The following is a 17949-nucleotide window of genomic DNA, read 5'->3' on the forward strand; positions in this document are numbered from 1 at the left end:
TGCACCCGGCAGTGATGGACCCTTCGCCCGTCCGCAACCTTCACAAGATCAGCAGTCCACCCCATCAACCATGGACGAAGACACCTGCTGGAACAGAGAGATCGAGACGATGGAGAGGGGCGACCTCGACGCCCTGGTCGACGAGCGGGTGCGCTACACCGTGAGGTACGCAAACGAGCACTCCCCCTTCTACCGGAAATGGTTTGCCGCCCACCGGATCGACCCGGCCTCAGTCACCTGCCACGAAGACCTCCTCGAACTCCCGGTCATCGGCGGCTGGACGATCAGGGAGCATCAGCCCCCGATCACCGACGAGTTCGGGTTCTGCTCTGTGGACGAAAAAGAGGTCTTCACCATCCACGAAACGAGCGGGACGAGCGGGGTTCCGAAAGCCTTCTTCCTGACATGGGACGACTGGCTCCGCTATGCCGAGAAGTACTCCCGGGCCTTTACGATGGAGGGGATCAGCCCGGGCGACCGCATGGTCATCTGCGCCTCATACGGGATGAACGTCGGGGCGAACACGATGACGCTCGCGGCGCACTCGATGGGGGTGACCGTCATCCCCACGGGGAAATGCACCTTCCCGGTGCGCGTGATCCGCTCCTACCGCCCGACAGCGATCGTCGGCAGCGTCTTCAAACTCCTCAGGCTGGCGCGCAGGCTCTCAGAGGAGGGGATCGACCCGGCCGAATCAGGCGTGCGCCGGTTGATCGTCGGCGGAGAGAGCTTCGCCGAAGAGGCGCGCACCCATCTCGAAGGGGTCTGGGGGTGCCCGGTCTACAACACCTACGGCTCAACCGAGGGGACGATGTGCGGCGAGTGCAGGGTGAAGAACGGGCTGCACTGCCCTGAAGACCTGGTCCATGTCGACCTCTACGACCCGGCGATGGAGCGCTTCGTCAGGGATGGGGAGAAGGGAAGGCTCGTCCTCACCACACTCATCCCGGTCGGGGAAAAGGCCGGCACCCTCCTGATCAACTACGACACCGAGGACAACAGCCGCGTCCTGACCAGAGATCGGTGCGCATGCGGCCGGACGCACATGAAGATCGAACCGCCCTGGCGTGACGCCGAGACGATCGTCGTCCATGGATGTGCCATCAACCGGATCGACATCGAGCGCGCCGTCTTCCAGCCCGAGAACATGAAGAGCATCACCGGCGAATACGAGGCGTTCCTCTACGGCGACGGGGATGAGACGACGCTGCGGGTGAGCATGGAGTGCATCGACCCGGCGGCCGCGGATCAGGCCGCGATTAAAAGGTCATTTTTCAACACCCTCTTCCATGAAAGACCCGAACTCTCAGAGATCTATGAAGAAGGACAGCTCTCGGTGATCTTCAACTTCACCCCTCCCGGCGGTCTCGAACTTGCCGCGATCAGGGGGAGGCCGAAACGGCTCGTTGACCGCAGGTAAAGATTAACATCTGGCAGGAGTTAAATAGACAGATTTAATATACCCGGCATCAAGGGGTTACATAGCCGGAGGCATGTGGCGTGCTGCGGCGCATTGCCTTCAGGCCCAATTTCTGGCACCTGAAACCTCCTTTTTTTAAGAATTATCTTGAAAAATAAGTTTTTTTCCGCCTTACGCAAAGACGGGGGTTCCGTCCTCTGCGCGCAGGCTGCTGCGCCCCCAGATCACCTCGCCGCCCTTGACGGCATAGGAGTTGAGGTAGAAGAGATCCACGCCCTTTGTGTCTGCCGGCACTTTCACGTCCCTGGGGACGACGAGAAGGGCCTTTGCGACCGGAATCTTCCGGGCCTTGAGGCCCATGACCGATGCGTTGAGGGCTTCGAAGTCGGTGGCCGGTACCTCGGCGGCAATCTTCACATTGACCAGGATGCGCTCCACCATGCCGGGCTTTTTCCTGATCAGGAGATAGTCCGGGTCCGCGCCATCGATACGGGGGCGGCGCTCAAGAGTCCAGCCTTCTTCATTCCTGTAGGCCTTCTTCAGGTCGCGCTCAACCGTATTGTAAAAACCTTCTTTCGTTGCACCCATTGATAATCCACTCTCATTACCTATACTTCCAGCAACATTAAAAGGGTTTTTCATTCGTCTTTATCTGAGAGGGAGAGCCGGGATTTACACCGGCGGAAGAGGGGCCCCCGGCCAGAAAATCGCCGGAGGCCGCAGATTTTCAGAAAGGGAGGCGGTATTCCGGGAAGGTTCGCAAAGACCGGCCCGGGAAAAATAAGCCCCCGCCACCATCATCACGTTCTTGCCCTCCCATACCAACATGATACGGATGAGCGGAGAGTGGAGACGCGATATCAGGCCCGGTCTGACCGTGGACATCGTCCTGAAAGCCGATCAGAGAACAGGAAAGAAGACGCGCGGTGTTGTCGCCGCCATCCTTACGAATTCACCTCACCACCCGCACGGGATCAAGGTGAGACTCACCGACGGGCAGGTGGGCAGAGTCTGCGCGATCATCGCCCGATCAGGTGACGATCAGGGCGACGCCGTCGATCAGACCGGCAAGAAGGATCGCTGAGGCCGGCCAATGAACGGCGCCACCCCACCGCCGCAGGTCAAGTTAACAAAAATAATTTAATTTTTTAAAATAGTTCATATGATCAGGTGAGAGATTGCATTACTTCAAGGACGAAACCGTACTCCACCTCTACCTCTCTGTAAAGGACTGCAACGAACCGATGATAGACGAAATCCAGCGCGACGCCGTGGATATCCTTTTCGGGATGGCGCGGGAAGGCAACGAAGAGGCGGTGGCCGCACTGCACGATCTCGCCCGGACGCCCTCCCTCCACCCCCTCCTGCGCGAGCAGATCAGGTACACCCCGGGCATCCCTCTGGCGAGGTGAGCACAGGCACAAAGACCACGCACCAGCGTCTCAATGCCATCCACACAATCCAGACACCCACCCCTCTTTTCAGGATCCGGGATGCGGGCGACACCGGCCCGGACCCCGGACTCATACCCTCAAGGCAATCGTCCACCGCACCCTCATTACCCGTTCTCCTCCCCGCACCTTCGCGGCCTTCGCACCTTCGCGTGAGGTTCACCGGGAAAATCGACTTTGGAAAAATCCTATTCTGGTGTGCTTGAACCCGGGAACTGCTGCCCCCGGACCCCTGTGCAGGATAGGTGGGGATACGGCCCCCCGCACGCCCTGTTCGCTCTTCCCGGGGCCCATCCGTTCCAACGGGGTGAAACCCCCGGCAGGCAGTATGGGGAAGGCGGGGGATCCGCGCGCTCTCCCTGTGATTACAGGAGATATGTCAACCTCGGTATGAGGGATTCTACAAAGCCGGAAAATCACACAAAGGCACCGGCATCCAGATCAACCCTCCGCTTCACGCGAAGCCCTGACAGGAGGGGAGAGCCGCACATGAGCAATTTCTGCCTATCGAACGAGAGACAGAGAAGCCCAAAACAGGCGCACCTCAAACCGACCTACAAAAAACAGTTTGAAAAGAGACCAGAAAAAGATCAGCGGAGGGACGCGTCGATCGCCGCGTCCACAATCGCCCCGAGGCCCTCGACGTTCCAGCGCTCCGAGCTGAGCACCAGATCATACACCGAGAGATCCTCGATATCGATCCCGTAATACGTCATATACCTGGTCCGCTCGCAGGCCTGCCGCTCCTCCGTATGGAGACGCGCAGCCTCCTCCTCCTCGCCGTCCCGCGAGGAGATGCGGCCGATGCGGCACTCAGGAGACGCCGTCAACCAGATCCTGATATCAGCGTTCGAGATCATCCAGCCAGACAGCCTCCCCTCGGCGACAATATTGTCCGCCGCCTCAGCCGTCTCCTTCTGGCGCGCATCGATCTGTTTGTCCACCGAGGGATCGGACTCGGCAAGGGCACCGAACGCAGCGAGCGACATGCCGCGCTCCTGCGCCAGCGCCCGAAACATCTCTCCCGCCGATATCACCCGGTAACCGTGCTTCTGAGCAAGATACCGGGCAAGCGACGTCGTGCCGCTCCCGGGCGGCCCGCTGATGGTGATCCGCATCCTACAGACCCCCGATATTGAGCGACTTCCTGATCACCTGGCTGATCGCAAGAGAGCAGAGCATATACCAGAGGATCCAGATCGGGACGAACCCCATGACCATCTCCCCAAAGCTGACCGTCCCGGCAAACGGCAGGGTCATCGTCTGGGTCACCGAAGGCAGACGGTAGAGGAGCCAGAAAAAGATCGGAACCGAAACCAGCAGGATATATGCCATCGGCTGGAACTGCTGCTTGGAGAGTTCCATCTGGTCCTGCATCATACGGTCGCGCTTCGCCTCAAGTTTCTTGATCTTCTTCTCGTCGCCGCCGAGCTGCGCCTCACGGAACTCCTTCTGGAACTCCTTCATCTGCGCCTGGACACGCTGCATCTTCTCGTAATCAATGGTATACTTCTGGATCAGCGAGGAGTACAGGCCGGTGATCGCAGACATGATCATAATCAGCACAAAAAACGGGATCTTCCAATCATCGATCATCGGGCCGAAGATCAGATCCATCGCCCCGCCGACACCTTCCCTGATTGAAGGGATGCCGTACGAGATCATTATCAGCATGGTGAAGACAATTGCGATCGTGCCGCCATGATCCTTGAGCGCCATCCTCACCTCAGCACGGCTACCAGTGCGTCGATCGCGTGATCGAGCAGGAAATTCTCATTCCGGACAATATGAACGGTGCACCCGGTCATCATCGCATACGACGCCGCAAAGGCCCGGTTGAACGCCTGGTGCTCGGCAATGCTGCGGCACCCTTCGGCATCGCGCCGGCGGCTCTCGTCGCCCATCCGCCGCATCAGGATCTGGTCCTCGTCGGTCTCAACGAGCACGACGGTATCAGGGTGGATTTCGGTGAGCACCCACGCGGGAAGACCGGGCAGATAGCCTGCCGGCGTCTTCACCGACGCATGGGTGTCGATGATAATATTCCCCTCCATCGCACCGATCCGCCGTGCGGCAAGTTTCTGCAGGTCCTTCTGGACATCGCGGTCGAGGTTGCGCATCTGGTCCCGGTCTTCAGCGAAACCTTCGGACTTTGCGGTCTCAAACATGCAGCTGCCAAAATTGATCGCCCTGTAGGGGATATTCTCCCCTGCAAGGCGTTTCATGGACTCTTCAATGACCGTGGTCTTCCCGACGCCGGGAACTCCGGTAATGATCACTCTCTTTGCCATTCATTCTCTCCCAAAGAACTGCCGCATGAACGGATACATTTCCATGATCTGTTCACTCGCCACCTCTTCATAGAGGCGGTACGTGATACTGACAGTAAGCAGCAATCCTGTACCACTCACTGCACCTATCACACCAAAGAGGTTTGCAAACACACTCAGGAGTCCGATAAACACACCACCGATCACCGTCACGCGCGGGATATAGCGATCGAGGTATTTGATCAGCACCTGGGTGTTGCGGCGGTAGCCCGGGATCTGCATGCCCGAGAGCTGGATCTGCCGGGCAACGTCCTTCGAGTCGAGACCGGCGGTCTTGATCCAGAACAGCGCAAAGATCGCACCGCCGACGACCATGAACACCATATCGATACCGAGACGGAGGATGATCTCCCAGGGCGCATGGCCGAGATCGGAGATCCACCACATCCAGTCGGTCGGCCCGTTCACCGGGGCAAGGAACCACATCAGCCCGTCCACAGGCGCCTGCCCGTCGAACCGGCCGAAGATGGTGATCCCGACATTCGAGAGGAACATGCCGATCATCTGGACGTTTGCCTGGAGCACACGGACCAGGATCATCGGCAGCACACTTGCATAGATGAGCTTCACGGGAAACCGCGCCCGTGCGCCGCGGACGCGGGCATGAGCGAGCGGGATCTCGATGCGCGTCGACTCCACGTATACGACGATTAAGAATATGGCGATCGTCGTCACAAAGGCGAGCAGATCGGTCCCGAAGTACTGGAGATAGTTCCCGCCCGAGATCCCGATGGCAAACAGCCTCGGGAAAAAGCCCACCGGATACGGGTCAGAGACTGCCGACCAGTTAAAGAAGCCGTTGACCAGGCTCTGGGAGATCCTGGCGATAATGAAGAGGCCGACGCCTGAACCGACACCCCACTTGGTGACCACCTCATCCATGAGGAAGATCAGAACGCCGCCGAGACAGATCTGCAGGAAGATCAGGAGTGAAAGTGCAAAGGTGTTCCCTCCGAAGAACGCGGAGGCTATTGCAGCATCAGGGACCAGGAATCCGCCGAAGAGGTTAGGAGCCGCCTCGAGGACGATCATGACGAAGATGAGAAGCTTCTGGAGCCCCATGTACAGGACCTGGCCACGAGCGTCGCTGGTGTCGATCTGGATCAGGTCAGCGCCTTTCAGGAGCTGCAGAACGATGGACGCCGTGACGATCGGCCCGATACCAAGGTGAACAATAGACCCGTTTGCACCAGCAAGCAGGGCGCGGAAGTACAGGAACACGTCCTGCGAACTGGCGTCCAGGCCAAAGACGGGTATGTTTGTCAGGAAAAAATACAGCAACAAGATCGCAGCGGTCCACATCAGTTTGTTCTTGAAGTGGACATGCCCCTCCGGAGACTTCACCGCCGGCATCGCCGCAAGCAAAGGCTCCATTCTATCCAGCAGATTCCCCATGGTTCCTCCTAAAAAAATGAGACGATCAGACGGTCAGTGCCTGACCGCCTGCCGCCTCAATTTTGTCTTTTGCCTGCGCTGAATACGATAGAGCGGTCAGCTTCAGGGCGTGGGTAACCTGCCCGCTGCCGAGCACCTTCTCGATGCCGAGGTCGGCGAGATCGATGGCGATGACGCCACCCTCCTCTTCGGCAAAGCCGGCCTGGAGGAGGAACTCAGCGACCTGATCGATCTCGCCGACGTCCAGCACAGACACCTTCGTCTGGCCGGGGTTGACGAAACCGTTCTTCCCGTTGTGGACCTGTCCTGCAAGGAGGAAGCGGCTCCACCGGTGGTCCCGGTGTCCTGCCCTGCCTCTCCCGCCCCGGTTGCCCGCCCCACGGCGGTTCTTATGGGTGCCGCCGCCGCAGGTCCGCGTTCCGCGGTATTTTGAGCGTGTATTCGTGGGCATCTCTTTCACCTCATCCTGATGAGGAGGTCGTTGATCTCCTCACCATAGTTTCCAAGCGCTCCGCCCTGCTGGAAGGTGCGCTTGATCGTCCTGAAACCCTTTCTCGGCGGGTGAAGACGGAGGACCGGCTTCAGATCAGGGATGTCCTGCATCGTTGCCTCGCCCCGGCAGAGTGCCGCCGCAAACTCCTCGATACCTGAGAACGAGGAGTGAGCACGGACGTACTCGTCGGTGAGCTTCAGGTTTCCGGTCAGACGGCCGCGGGTCGAAAGGACCGTCGCCACGGCCTTCTCGTCCACCTCGCCATAGGCGACATAGTCTTTGACCTTCCGGATCATACCCATGTATGCCGGGGTGTCCGGGACCATCACACAGTGGTTGATATGGTGGAGGCGGAGCATCTTTAGCGTGTCCTTGATGTCGGCGCGGGTATTAACGACACCGCGCACCTGCACTACTGCAAACATTTACTCTGCTCCCCCGGACCTGATCATGTTCGTCGCCTTCAGCGCATAGAAGGTCGCCTTGGCATAGTTGATCGTCGTCCTGGTGTTCCCGCTCGAGAACGCCCAGACATCCTTGACGCCGGCAAGGCTGAGCACCTTCTTGCCGACTTCGCCGGTGACGAGGCCGATGCCCTGCGGTGCCGGCATCAGGGTGACGCGGACCGATCCGGCCTTGCCCTTCACCTGCATCGGGATCGAGTGCCTGGTATTGCACCCGCATTCCCAGCTCCCGCAGCCGCGGCGTACCTTGATGACATTGGTCTTTGCATCATCAATTGCCTTTCGGATTGCGTTTCCTACCTGTGCGTCCTTGCCCTGCCCGAAACCGATGTAACCATTGTGGTTTCCGACGATGACCACGGCCCTGAACTTGACGCGCCGACCTGAGTCGGTCATCCTCTGGACCATGGAAATGTCGATGACCTCGTCTTCGAGGTCGGGAAGGAACGCATCGACGATCTGGGGCTCCCTGATCGGCTTGCCGCTCTCGAGCACCTCATCGATGCTCTTGATCTCGCCGGATGCGACCGCCTGGCCGAGGCCGGTCAGCGGGATCCAGGGCTGCTGTTCGTATGCCATGTCACTCCTGCTCCTTCATGATGGCCTTTGCCACTTCTTCAACGTTCTCTACCAGGTTTCCGGCCCTTTCAGGAGCGAACTCTGCAATGACCGCCCCACTGGTCCTCTCATCGTCAGGGAGAACCGATTCGCCGTGCGGGATCTCAAGCCCGGCCTCAACCGCGCCCTTCAGCGCCGCAAAGACGCGGGCGCCCTTCTGTGCCCGTGCAAGACCGATGTCGAGGATCGCCTCGTCATAGCCGGCCGCAAGCGCCTTGGTCGCAAAGAGCATCCCGGTCAGATATGCCGCCGGGGTGCCCGAGAACGAACCCTCGTACCCGAACGCCTTCAGTTCTGCAGAGTATGCAGAAATAAGGGTCTGGTCGCCCTGGTCGCCCGGCACCACAAGCTGGCAGATGATCTGGCGGTTGGTCCTGCGAACAACCATTCTCGGGATCCCTGAGAGCAGGAGTTTCGTACGCACGTGGTAGTCGGTCCTGCCCTCCTTCCTTCTGCGGAAGGGAACAAAATACCGTGCTCCAGTTGCCATATTACTCTGTCCTCCCTTTCATCATGTCCACATGGCTTTTCATGTGCGCCCTGCTCCTGAACTGTCCACCTGCGGCTCTCCTGTAGAGGGTCCGGTAGGTGCGGCGGTCAACGGTGCCGTCCTCGCGCATCTCGCGCAGCGACGACCGGATCGCCCGGATCTTCATGATCCACTGCCTCTTCGAGGGGGTGCGGGCACCCGCACTGCCTTTCCTGCGGCCATAACCCTTCTTATGACCGTACGACCGCTTCGCTTCCCTGATACGGGCGCGACCGCGGCTGTTCCCCTTCACAACGCCTGCCTTGATGACGCCCTCGCCGACCAGCTCGCGGATCTCGCTCCTGGAGATTGCCGCTTCAATGTCGGAGAGACGCTCGGGGTTGAGCCAGACGCGGTTTACACCGCACTTCAGGACGGCCGCTGCGATACGCTTCTGCGTCGAAAGATCACTCATCAGCCTCAGCCTCCTCTTCAACCGCTGCCGGCGCGAGGTTCTTTGCGTTCAGCACCTTGAGGCCGGCCGCGATCGCTTTCTGCTGGATCTCGCCGCGCTTCTTTCTGCCCACGCCACCGGCGATCCTGACTGCCTGGGTGGCTGCATCGAGTCCTTCAAGGTCAGAAGGATTGTATGCGAGCACCTCGAAGTAGCCGGACGGGTGCATGCCGCGCACCGCAATCGGGGCATTATACCCGGCCTGCGGGTGGGCGCCCTTCGCCCTGTACTGCCTCCGCTGCTTGCTGGTAAGACCGCGGGGTCTTCTCCAGGTGTCTTCCAGCTTCTTCTTTGCGTGGAGGCACTGGCGCTGGAATTTGCACCCGGTCTTCGCCGAACGGACGCGGATTAAACGAATCTTGTTGTCTGCCATCTGCATCACGCCTTTTCTACGATGTATATTCCGTCCTGGAAGACCCGCGTGTCGCGCTTACGGACCTTGGTCGCCCGCTCAATCTTCGCAGAGGTCGCTCCGACGAGATCCTTGTTGATGCCGGTGATGGTCACCTCATCGTTGCCGATCGCGACCTTGACGCCCGGGGAGACCCTGGCGTATCTCGCCTGCTTCTCACCAAGGAAGTTGTTGATCTCAAGGATATCACCCTTGAGCTTGAGCTGGATCGGGAAGTGGGAGTAGACCACTTTCATTCTGTACTCATAGCCCTGTGCAACACCGTCGAACATGTTCTTCACATGCGCCGCATAGGTGCCGACCATGGCGATGACCCGTTTCCTGCTCGACTCGGTGGTGATGACAACCTCGCCATCGGTGATGGCGATATTGACGCCGGGGTAACGCATGTCCCGCGTGAGCTCGCCCTTCGGACCTTTCACCGCCATGGTGAAGTTCGTGAAGGCTGCCGTGATCCCGGCAGGGATGGTAACTCTTCTCTCAACTACCATTGCTCTCTCACCTCAGTAGACGAACCCCAGAAGTTCGCCGCCAATTCCGGCACGGCGTGCCTGTTCATGGGACATGACGCCCTGAGAGGTCGAGATGATCAGGAGACCGAACCCCTTTGCCGGGAGGTACCTGTTTTCCCATCCTTCCATCTCATCGGCCGTCGTGGAGAAACGGGGCGTGATCGCACCGCACCGGTTGATCCTGCCGACCAGCCCGACGTGGAACTGGCCGCCGCGGCCGTCCTCGACGTACTCGAACTCACCGATATAGCCGCTCTCCTGCATGATCCCGAGCATGGAGCCGATAAGTTTGCTCGCGGGCTCGATGATAACTGAGGGCTTCCCGCCGTCGCTGGCGTTCTTGATGGCGCTCATCGCATCTGCAATTGTATTCAGTCGTGCCATTTCTCCACCTCAGTTCATCTTCTTAAAGCCCATCTTGGGAGCCCACTCACGGAAACACTGCCGGCAGAACATGATGTTGTACCTGCGGACAAGGCCCTGCTTCCGGCCACATATCCGGCACTCATTTGCGCCGCGTCCGAATTTCTTATCCTGTACCTCATCTGCCATCACTGCACCTCCATCCCATAGTTCTCGGTCAGAAAGGCAATCGCTTCTTCGCGAGAGACACGCTGCTTTGCCGGGAGTTTGCGCGGTCCGACTCTCCTGCGGGCGATACGCACACCTTTCTTCTCAAGGATGACGTTGACGTCCATCCCGTAGATGCCGATCTGCGGGTCGTAGCTCTGGCCCGGGAAGTCGGTGTGCTCCTCGATGCCGAAGGAGAAGTTCCCCTCGCGGTCGATTGCCGACGCACCGATCCTGCGCTCGATGATGTTAAAGGCGGTCTGGACGAATGCCTCGGCCTTTGCGCCCCGCAGGGTCACACGCGCACCGATGGGTGCGCCCTTCCTGATCCCGAACGCGGGCTGGGTCTTCTTTGCAATCGAGCGAACCGGGTTTCCACCGGTGATCGCTCTGATGATATCTTCGCCCTTGACAAGCCGGTCACCGCTCTCGCCGACGCCCATGTGGACGACGACCTTGTCGATGTGGACTGCCTGCATCGGATTTGTCATCAGCCCTCAATCCCCCATTCAGCGATTGCTGGCGTCTCTCTTCCGATCATGAAGACATACTGCTCGACCGTCTCGAAGGCTTCCCCGTCCTTGTCCTGGAGGATCACGCGGTTGGGTATGCTGCCGGCAGCGACACGGATCTCGCTGATCCTGCCGACCTTGCCGGAATGCTTCCCGCCGATGACCATCGCCATGTTTCCGACGGCGAAGGGGAAGTGGTCCACGATCTGGAAGCGGTTCTCGCCCTCAAGGGTGAGCACAATGGAGTCCTTCGGGTGGTAGGTGTTGTCCGCAAGGAGGTTCGCACCGTACAGGAGGTTCAGCTGAACCTTGCCGCCGCGGACGACACGCTTGTTCCGGATCTTGCAGAGACGGGTCTTTGCGGCCTCGGCGTCGATCTCGATCGTGACCATGCGCCCCTTCTTGTCGGTCAGGACACGGTAGTGCTTGCCGATCTTCGGGATCGAGATGATATCGAAGATCCCGAGACCGAGCTTCGGGTCGGTGACCGGTTTACCGTTCAGGATGACCTGCCGCTGGTTGAGGATGCGCTTGACCTCCTTCATGTTCCCGGCAAGGCCCATCTTGTCGCGGAGCCATACGGCGACCGGCATTGCAGCGCCGCTGTGCGGACCCGGGCTGGTCTTCGTGACGAATTTCTCCTCTTTCTTGGCGATATGCCAGGAGACGGGAGCCGTCAGCCTCTTCAGATGATATGACATTTACTTCCTCTCCTCCAGCTTCGCCACCCGGCGGGGGTCTTTGACATTCAGTTTGGTGACCAGCACATTGGAGGCGTTCACCGGCCTGGGCACTTCGGTGCCATCGGTCTTGGTGACGGTGACGCCGTGGACCAGCAGGGTGCCGGTCTTGGTGTTGACACCGTCGACGATGCCCTCGGTTCCGGCATGGTCGCCGCGGAGCACCGTTACCGTGTCGCCGGTGACGACACGGACGCTACGCTTCTTGTACTCTCCTCTCAGCGCCACGGCAAGGGGCGCGGACAGGAACCGGCTCCGCTGGTGCATGGGTGCATTGTAGCGCGCCTTGCGCTGTTTTCTTGGCTGCTTGCTTGCAATTCGTACCATACACACACCTCACACGATGATCGTGGCGGTCGATCCGATCTTCGGGAACCGCTCTGCGACCTCACGGGCGACCGGGCCCTTGATCTCGGTGCCCTTGGGCTCGCCGCGCTCGTCAATGATCACGACGGCGTTGTCGTCGAAGCCGACACGCAGACCGCTTGGCCGGCGCATTTCTTTTCTCTGTCTGATGACGACCGCCTTGATGAGCTTGCGCCGCATGTCGGGCGTGCCCTTCTTGACGGAGACGGTTGCAACGTCACCGATACCGAGCTTCGGCTGTCTTCTCCTGACACCGTGGTAGCCGTCGACCGAGACAACCTCGACGACCCTGGCACCGGTGTTGTCGGCGCAGATCAGGCGGGTGCCGGTCTGGACTGCTCGTGGAATCCGGGAGATTTTTGCCTTCATTTCAGATCACCTCAACCACAACAAAGTTCGTTGTCTTGGAGAGGGGGCGGCACTCGGCGATCTTTACGGTGTCGCCGATCTGAACGTCGATGCATCCAGGCAGGTGAGCATGATATTTCGAGGAGCGTTTCTCGTAACGGTTATACTTCTGCACGAAGTGGAGGTAATCCCGTCCGACAACGACCGTCCCGTTCATACGGTTGCTCACGACCTTGCCGGTGATCACCTGGCCGTGCACCGGCAGGGTGCCGTGAAACGGACAATTCACGTCACTGCATTCCTTCTCGGGAAGCGGGACGTTTAACCCAATGTTTCTCGCCATTATCTATCCTCTATTTCGTTTTGCGCATGCTGATCCGTTTTTCAGGCTGTGCCACAAGGGCAGACCCATCCACTTCGGCGCGTGTCCCGTCAGGGAGGGTGAAGAGAAAGACGCTGCCTTTCTTCTCCACCCGGACTTCCCCGTTCCGGGAGAGGATCACCAGCATATTGCGAGTCTCATCTACAATCCGGCCCGAAATGCCGACATGCGTCGGGTTCCTGGCCTTCACCAAAGAGACTGCAAGCCCGATGAGTTCGTGCCTGAGGAGGGTCTGCGGGGCGATCATGCCTGTTTGGTCCTCCGCGCGTTCTGCTCGGTGATGATCCGGGCGATTGTCCTGCGCACCACGCGGATATGCCCGGGGTTCTCCGGGGCACCGCCGGCGCTGACCTTGCCGCGTGACTGCATCAGGTCGAGCTTCAGTTTCTGGAGTTGTTCGCCAAGCTCAACGTCGCTGAGCTGGCGGACTTCGTGCGCTCTGAAGATTGCCATTTACTGCTCCCCCTCGATCAGGGTCTCAGGGACCTTGTCCTCAAACTCTGCGAGTTCGGCATCGACGTCGTCGCCGATATCGGTGGACTCTTCAACCGTTTCCGCCACATAGGGCTTGGGCGGAAGAACTTCGAAGCGGTCAGGGAGTTTTGCGTCGCCCGGTATGATCTTCACCTGGACGCCGATGATGCCGAGTTTCTTGACGGCAATTGCATAGCCCTTCTCGACGATCGTTATGCTCGGTTCGCCGCAGTGCTTGACATATCCCTCCAGGAACTTCTGGACGCGGGACCTGGCCCCGGTCAGTTTGCCTGAGAGCACAATCTCGCAGCCGAGTGCGCCCGATTCCATGACGCGCCGCATCGTGCTCTGCCCGGCCTTCCTGAAGTACCAGCCGCGCTCAAGGGCGGTGGCAAGGCGTTCAGCCATAATCTGGGCGTTCACGCTCGGGTTCGCGACCTGCTGGACCTCGACCTGGGGAGATTCGAGGTTGAAGTTGGTCGAGAGGTCCTGGGTGAGCTGCCTGACGAGTTTGCCGCCTTTCCCGATGACGATACCGGGTTTTTCGGCGAAAATCGTCACCTGCGTGCCCATCGGCGTGCGGACGATGTCCATGCCGCCGTAGCCGGCGCGCTTGAGTTCGCGGGAGAGGTATTCCTCGACCCTGACCCTGGTGACGCCTTCACTGACGAATTTACGCTCAATTGCCATCTTACTCCACCTCCCGGAGGATCAGCTCGACGTTCACGGTCTCGCGCCTTTTCGGGGTGGCCCGTCCCATCGCACGCGGGAAGACGCCGCGCCCGGCACGGCCGCGGTTGGCGGCGGCGTGGACGATGACGAGTTTCTCGGTGTCAAGGCCGCTGTACTCGGCGTTCTTCTTCGCCTGGTTGATCAGGATGATGAACTCACCTGATGCCTTTACCGGGTATCTGCCGGCGTCCCAGCCAACGAGCCCTCTCTTGTGGGCTACGTCTCTGTTGAACCGCTTGAACGGGATCGCCTTCTTCTTCGCGACGACGTCCTCGAGATATGCGAGAGCGGCGTCGGCCTTCATGCCCCTGATAAAGTGGGCAATCTCAATGGAGTGCTTCGGGGAAACGGAGAGCTCGTTCGCCTTGGCGCGAGCGAGGTTCTCCCCCTCGATCTGCAGTGAATATCCAGTCCTTGCCATTGCCATCACTTCAGGGGTACGTACTTGGAGGATCTGGTCGCACCGATACCGGCCGTTCCGTGGGAGACTCTCCTTCTGGTCAGGGCGAACTCGCCCAGGTAGTGGAAGACCGATTCGGGCTGAAGTTCTACAGCGACAAATTCCTTGCCGTTGTGGATCTCGACCGTCTTGCCGACCATCTCGGGCATGATGATCATGTCGCGCAGGTGGGTCCGGACAGCGTCGTCGCCGGTGCGCACCTTTGCAAGGAAGTTCTCATGATCTCTCGACAGCCCGCGGGTGACCTTGCGGCGCGCCCGGGCCGGCATCAGGGAGACGAGCTCGCTCGCTCCCATCTGCTGGAGGTCCTCGATCCTGTAGCCGCGGTAGGTGAACTCCTCACGTCGCCGCGGTAACCGCTTCTGCGTTTTCTTTGCCATTCAATCCCCTCCTCACTTCTTTGTTCTGCCAGTCCTGCGGGCAGCGATAGACCCGACCTTACGACCCGGCGACGTGCCGCGAGCGACCGTCTTGGGCCTTCCACAGTGCTGGTGGCCACCGCCACCGAACGGGTGGTCGATGACGTTCATCTTCAGACCCGACGATCTGGGCCACTTCTGGGCCTGCGACTTCATCTTATGGTATTTGTTGCCGGCCTTGACAAACGGCTTCTCGCCGCGTCCGCCACCGGCGACAATGCCGATCGTGGCCAGGCACATCTCGTTGAACCACTTCTGCTTGCCGCTGGGCATCTGGATTGCGACTTTGCCGGCGTTTTTGCCGACTATCATCGCCTGAACGCCGCTGGCGCGGACGAACTTGCCGCCGTCGTTGGGCCGGGACTCGATGTTGCAGACGTATGCCCCGATCGGGACGTCGCGCAGGAGCAGGGTGTTGCCGTTCCGGACAGAAGCTGCGGCACCCCAGGCGACCTCGTCGCCGATGCCCATGCCTTCGGTCACCAGGACGTACTCTTTCCTGCCGCCGTCGAACTCGACGCGCGCGATCGGCGCGTGGCGCGCCGGGTCGTGCTCGATATCGATGATACGGCCGATGAGGTCCTCATTATTCTTGCAGACGTGCTTCAGCTCGGCTTTATATTTGTGGGATGGTGACCGATAGGTCGGGCCGCCCCGCCCACGATTCTGGCTGATAATTCTATGTCCCATCTCTTCACCACCTTACATGACACCGAGCCGGCTGAGGATCTCCTCGGCGGCCTTCTCATTTTCAAAGCTGACGACGGCCTTTTTCTGGCCCTTCATCGTCATCATGGTCCGCACCGATGCCACCTTCTGGTCGAAGGTCTTCTCGATCTCGCGCCTGATCTCGTCCTTGGAGGCAGACTTCTGCACGAGAACCTGAACCTTGTTCTCGTTCTCGAGCATCATCATCGCTTTTTCCGTCACATACGGATGCCTGAGCACCATCGATATCACTCCATCCTCTTGAGGGCGCTTTCTGTCCAGAGCGTCAGCCTGCCGGCGTGCGTGCCCGGCGCAAGCATCTCGGTGTCGAGGTCAAAGATGCTGACCGCGTCGATACCGGCGAGGTTGCGGGCTGCACGGAGCGGTTCGTCGCCGGTGACGATCAGAACGCTCTTGCGCTGCTTGTACCGGCGGCCACGCATCTTGCCACGGCCTGCCCTGACCTTCTTGCTCTCTTTTGCACGCTCGACATCTGCATAGACGCCAAGGGCGGTGAGAGCGGCGATCACGTCGGTCGTCTTCCCGAGGGTTTCGAACGATTCGTCGACGACGAGGGGCACTTCGCCCTCGAAGCGGTGACCACGGGCGGCGACGAGTTCGGACACTGCGGTTGCGGCGATGGCCGAGCGCAGAGCCGCCCATTTTTCCTGCTTGTTGATCTTCTTGACGAGGATCTTTGCCGTGACTGGCGGGTGCGCTTCACGGCCGCCTTTGGCCTGCGGGACCTTTGCAGCTCTCGACCCGTTCTTCAGACGGGGGACGTGCGATGCGCCGCGGCCTGACCCCCAGCCGACTGCCGAGCTTCTGATGCCTGCAAACGGGTGCGCGCCGTGGGGCTGGAGCCGGGTGCTCTGAATGGAGAGGACGGCCTTCTTGATCAGGTCAGGGCGATAGAGTTCGTCAAAGACTGAAGGGAGTTCCATCTCGCGTACGACCGATCCGTCGATTGATCTGACATTTGCTTTCATTCCTGATCACCCCTGCTTGCTTTCCAGGCTGACATAGTTCACGGCGGGCGACCTGATGGCGTGCTCGCCCTGTCTGATCGCCGGGCGGATACGGATGAGCCGCTTTGTCGGTCCGGGAATGGAACCCTTGATCATGATATAGGAGTTCCGCACGATGCCGTAGTGGAGGAAACCGCCTTCGGGCACGATGGAAGGGCCGTCGGTGCCGACCTTGAGGATCCGCTTGTTGAACTCGGTCCTCTGCTGGTAGCCCAGCTGACCCATCTGCGGGACCTGCCACCTGACGTGGTGCGGGTTCCAGGGGCCGAGGTTGCCGATGTGACGCTTTTTGCCGCCGCGGGAGTGCTTTCTCTTCCTGACCTGGATACCCCAGCGCTTGACGGCGCCCTGGGTGCCCTTGCCCTTGGTGATGGCCGTGACATCGACGTACTGGCCCTCGGATACGAGGGAGAGCGGGTCGATCTCTTTGCCGAGGAGCGAGGTGGCAAGGTCAAAACAGCCTTCGATTGAAGTGCCGTCGATCCTGGTTTCCATCAGCTCGGGTACCTTCTTGGGGACACCGGTCGTGGCGGCCGGCTGGGTGTAGACCAGCGCAACGATGTCGCTGACCTGGCCTGCGGCGAGGCGCGCCCTGATCTCTCCGAGGACGGCCTCGCGGTCGTGCTCTTTCGGGAGGGTGACCCTCTTTGCAAGGAGCGGGTCGAGTTCTTCGGCCCAGACCTCGGTCAGCGGGTGACGCCCGTACGAGTCGGTGACGTAGGCGCGCACAGCGGCGACCCGCATCTTCGGGACCTCGACGACGGTGACCGGCACCATGATCTCGCGCCCCTCGCTCGGGCTGCTCTTGTGGTCGTCCACCATGATGACGTGCGTCATCCCTACCTTATAGCCTGCAATACCCTGAAGCACGGGCTCGCCCTTATGCTCCGGCCAGGACTGGTACTTCGGTACCTGGCTCTTCGCCCGTTTTCTCGGGCTGTACGCGAGGGAACCCCTGCGTGGCCTGTGTATATTCGCCATGTTCCTATCAATCCTCTGCTTTGGTTCTCTCCGAGAATCCCAGGTTTCCTGCTCAGGATTGCGCAAACACTTGCGAACGGGGACCTGCCCACTCCTCGCCCCGTTGCCGGGGTCCGGACAGATTGAACGGGCACGCTTCTTCCGCGCAGCA

At 60.0% G+C, this 17949-nt stretch carries 31 protein-coding genes; 3 read left to right on the top strand and 28 right to left on the bottom strand.

Annotated elements, in window-relative coordinates:
• Nucleotides 1–70 precede the first annotated feature (70 nt).
• The gene (gene ftsA / locus HWN36_RS04650; RefSeq protein ID WP_176788293.1) at nt 71–1420 is read left to right on the top strand and encodes a coenzyme F390 synthetase; all 1350 of its coding nucleotides are present in this window, start codon (nt 71–73) and stop codon (nt 1418–1420) included.
• Nucleotides 1421–1591: 171 nt separating this feature from the next.
• On the opposite strand, the gene HWN36_RS04655 is transcribed toward ftsA, so the two are convergent.
• Nucleotides 1592–2008 (bottom strand): hypothetical protein, encoded by a 417-nt coding sequence (locus HWN36_RS04655; RefSeq protein ID WP_176788294.1) that lies wholly within the window; start codon nt 2006–2008, stop codon nt 1592–1594.
• 238 nt (nt 2009–2246) lie between these two features.
• Here HWN36_RS04655 and HWN36_RS04660 point away from each other — a divergent pair, with 238 nt between their 5' ends.
• Nucleotides 2247–2504 carry a YwbE family protein gene (locus HWN36_RS04660; RefSeq protein WP_218133190.1) on the top strand — a complete coding sequence of 86 codons (258 nt, stop codon included), beginning with the start codon at nt 2247–2249 and terminating at the stop codon, nt 2502–2504.
• A 94-nt stretch (nt 2505–2598) separates the two neighbouring features.
• The gene (locus HWN36_RS04665; protein ID WP_176788295.1) at nt 2599–2832 is read left to right on the top strand and encodes a hypothetical protein; all 234 of its coding nucleotides are present in this window, start codon (nt 2599–2601) and stop codon (nt 2830–2832) included.
• A gap of 629 nt (nt 2833–3461) precedes the next feature.
• On the opposite strand, the gene cmk is transcribed toward HWN36_RS04665, so the two are convergent.
• From cmk to rpl3p, 27 genes are read right to left on the bottom strand one after another with little or no spacing between them, the layout of a single operon-like run.
• On the bottom strand, nt 3462–3989 hold the full coding sequence (gene cmk / locus HWN36_RS04670; protein WP_176788296.1) for a (d)CMP kinase: 528 nt from the start codon (nt 3987–3989) through the stop codon (nt 3462–3464).
• Between the two features lies 1 nt (nt 3990).
• Nucleotides 3991–4590: a DUF106 domain-containing protein gene (locus HWN36_RS04675; RefSeq protein WP_176788297.1), complete on the bottom strand. Its 600-nt coding sequence runs from the start codon at nt 4588–4590 to the stop codon at nt 3991–3993.
• A 2-nt stretch (nt 4591–4592) separates the two neighbouring features.
• Nucleotides 4593–5162, bottom strand: coding sequence for an adenylate kinase (locus tag HWN36_RS04680; protein ID WP_176788298.1), 570 nt, complete (start codon nt 5160–5162; stop codon nt 4593–4595).
• Entirely contained in the window at nt 5163–6596 is a 1434-nt protein-coding gene (secY, locus tag HWN36_RS04685) for a preprotein translocase subunit SecY (RefSeq protein WP_176788299.1), read from the bottom strand.
• A 25-nt stretch (nt 6597–6621) separates the two neighbouring features.
• A complete protein-coding gene (locus tag HWN36_RS04690) occupies nt 6622–7047 on the bottom strand; it encodes an uL15m family ribosomal protein (protein ID WP_176788300.1) in 426 nt (141 codons plus the stop codon).
• Nucleotides 7048–7052: 5 nt separating this feature from the next.
• Complete coding sequence (locus tag HWN36_RS04695) at nt 7053–7514, bottom strand: 50S ribosomal protein L30 (protein ID WP_176788301.1); 462 nt, start codon at nt 7512–7514, stop codon at nt 7053–7055.
• Nucleotides 7515–8132 (bottom strand): 30S ribosomal protein S5, encoded by a 618-nt coding sequence (locus HWN36_RS04700; protein WP_176788302.1) that lies wholly within the window; start codon nt 8130–8132, stop codon nt 7515–7517.
• 1 nt (nt 8133) lies between these two features.
• Nucleotides 8134–8661, bottom strand: coding sequence for a 50S ribosomal protein L18 (locus HWN36_RS04705; protein WP_176788303.1), 528 nt, complete (start codon nt 8659–8661; stop codon nt 8134–8136).
• Between the two features lies 1 nt (nt 8662).
• A complete protein-coding gene (locus HWN36_RS04710; protein WP_176788304.1) occupies nt 8663–9115 on the bottom strand; it encodes a 50S ribosomal protein L19e in 453 nt (150 codons plus the stop codon).
• Nucleotides 9108–9527, bottom strand: a complete 420-nt coding sequence (locus tag HWN36_RS04715) for a 50S ribosomal protein L32e (protein ID WP_176788305.1) — start codon at nt 9525–9527, stop codon at nt 9108–9110. The genes HWN36_RS04710 and HWN36_RS04715 overlap by 8 nt, the downstream gene beginning before the upstream one ends.
• A 5-nt stretch (nt 9528–9532) precedes the next feature.
• On the bottom strand, nt 9533–10057 hold the full coding sequence (locus HWN36_RS04720; protein WP_176788306.1) for a 50S ribosomal protein L6: 525 nt from the start codon (nt 10055–10057) through the stop codon (nt 9533–9535).
• 12 nt (nt 10058–10069) lie between these two features.
• The gene (locus HWN36_RS04725; protein ID WP_176788307.1) at nt 10070–10462 is read right to left on the bottom strand and encodes a 30S ribosomal protein S8; all 393 of its coding nucleotides are present in this window, start codon (nt 10460–10462) and stop codon (nt 10070–10072) included.
• Between the two features lie 9 nt (nt 10463–10471).
• Nucleotides 10472–10630, bottom strand: a complete 159-nt coding sequence (locus tag HWN36_RS04730; protein WP_004037701.1) for a 30S ribosomal protein S14 — start codon at nt 10628–10630, stop codon at nt 10472–10474.
• Nucleotides 10630–11139 carry a 50S ribosomal protein L5 gene (locus HWN36_RS04735; protein WP_176788308.1) on the bottom strand — a complete coding sequence of 170 codons (510 nt, stop codon included), beginning with the start codon at nt 11137–11139 and terminating at the stop codon, nt 10630–10632. The genes HWN36_RS04730 and HWN36_RS04735 overlap by 1 nt, the downstream gene beginning before the upstream one ends.
• Nucleotides 11139–11861 carry a 30S ribosomal protein S4e gene (locus tag HWN36_RS04740; protein WP_176788309.1) on the bottom strand — a complete coding sequence of 241 codons (723 nt, stop codon included), beginning with the start codon at nt 11859–11861 and terminating at the stop codon, nt 11139–11141. The genes HWN36_RS04735 and HWN36_RS04740 overlap by 1 nt, the downstream gene beginning before the upstream one ends.
• Nucleotides 11862–12227 (bottom strand): 50S ribosomal protein L24, encoded by a 366-nt coding sequence (rplX, locus tag HWN36_RS04745; protein WP_176788310.1) that lies wholly within the window; start codon nt 12225–12227, stop codon nt 11862–11864.
• Nucleotides 12228–12236: 9 nt separating this feature from the next.
• Entirely contained in the window at nt 12237–12635 is a 399-nt protein-coding gene (locus tag HWN36_RS04750) for a 50S ribosomal protein L14 (protein ID WP_176788311.1), read from the bottom strand.
• A 1-nt stretch (nt 12636) separates the two neighbouring features.
• Complete coding sequence (locus tag HWN36_RS04755; protein ID WP_004037692.1) at nt 12637–12957, bottom strand: 30S ribosomal protein S17; 321 nt, start codon at nt 12955–12957, stop codon at nt 12637–12639.
• Nucleotides 12958–12967: 10 nt separating this feature from the next.
• Nucleotides 12968–13243, bottom strand: a complete 276-nt coding sequence (gene rnp1 / locus HWN36_RS04760; protein WP_004037690.1) for a ribonuclease P protein component 1 — start codon at nt 13241–13243, stop codon at nt 12968–12970.
• Nucleotides 13240–13449 carry a 50S ribosomal protein L29 gene (rpmC, locus tag HWN36_RS04765; protein ID WP_004037688.1) on the bottom strand — a complete coding sequence of 70 codons (210 nt, stop codon included), beginning with the start codon at nt 13447–13449 and terminating at the stop codon, nt 13240–13242. Before rpmC ends, rnp1 begins: the two co-directional genes overlap by 4 nt.
• Nucleotides 13450–14160 carry a 30S ribosomal protein S3 gene (locus HWN36_RS04770; protein ID WP_176788312.1) on the bottom strand — a complete coding sequence of 237 codons (711 nt, stop codon included), beginning with the start codon at nt 14158–14160 and terminating at the stop codon, nt 13450–13452. It lies immediately after the preceding gene.
• A gap of 1 nt (nt 14161) precedes the next feature.
• The gene (locus HWN36_RS04775) at nt 14162–14623 is read right to left on the bottom strand and encodes a 50S ribosomal protein L22 (RefSeq protein ID WP_176788313.1); all 462 of its coding nucleotides are present in this window, start codon (nt 14621–14623) and stop codon (nt 14162–14164) included.
• Between the two features lie 5 nt (nt 14624–14628).
• The gene (locus tag HWN36_RS04780) at nt 14629–15042 is read right to left on the bottom strand and encodes a 30S ribosomal protein S19 (RefSeq protein WP_176788314.1); all 414 of its coding nucleotides are present in this window, start codon (nt 15040–15042) and stop codon (nt 14629–14631) included.
• Nucleotides 15043–15054: 12 nt separating this feature from the next.
• On the bottom strand, nt 15055–15771 hold the full coding sequence (locus HWN36_RS04785) for a 50S ribosomal protein L2 (RefSeq protein WP_176788315.1): 717 nt from the start codon (nt 15769–15771) through the stop codon (nt 15055–15057).
• A gap of 12 nt (nt 15772–15783) precedes the next feature.
• Nucleotides 15784–16032 carry a 50S ribosomal protein L23 gene (locus HWN36_RS04790; protein ID WP_004037683.1) on the bottom strand — a complete coding sequence of 83 codons (249 nt, stop codon included), beginning with the start codon at nt 16030–16032 and terminating at the stop codon, nt 15784–15786.
• Nucleotides 16033–16037: 5 nt separating this feature from the next.
• Nucleotides 16038–16778 (bottom strand): 50S ribosomal protein L4, encoded by a 741-nt coding sequence (rpl4p, locus tag HWN36_RS04795; RefSeq protein ID WP_176788316.1) that lies wholly within the window; start codon nt 16776–16778, stop codon nt 16038–16040.
• Nucleotides 16779–16784: 6 nt separating this feature from the next.
• The gene (gene rpl3p, locus HWN36_RS04800; RefSeq protein WP_176788317.1) at nt 16785–17798 is read right to left on the bottom strand and encodes a 50S ribosomal protein L3; all 1014 of its coding nucleotides are present in this window, start codon (nt 17796–17798) and stop codon (nt 16785–16787) included.
• Nucleotides 17799–17949 lie beyond the last annotated feature (151 nt).

Origin of the sequence: Methanofollis tationis (assembly GCF_013377755.1) — an archaeon.
GTDB lineage: Archaea > Halobacteriota > Methanomicrobia > Methanomicrobiales > Methanofollaceae > Methanofollis > Methanofollis tationis.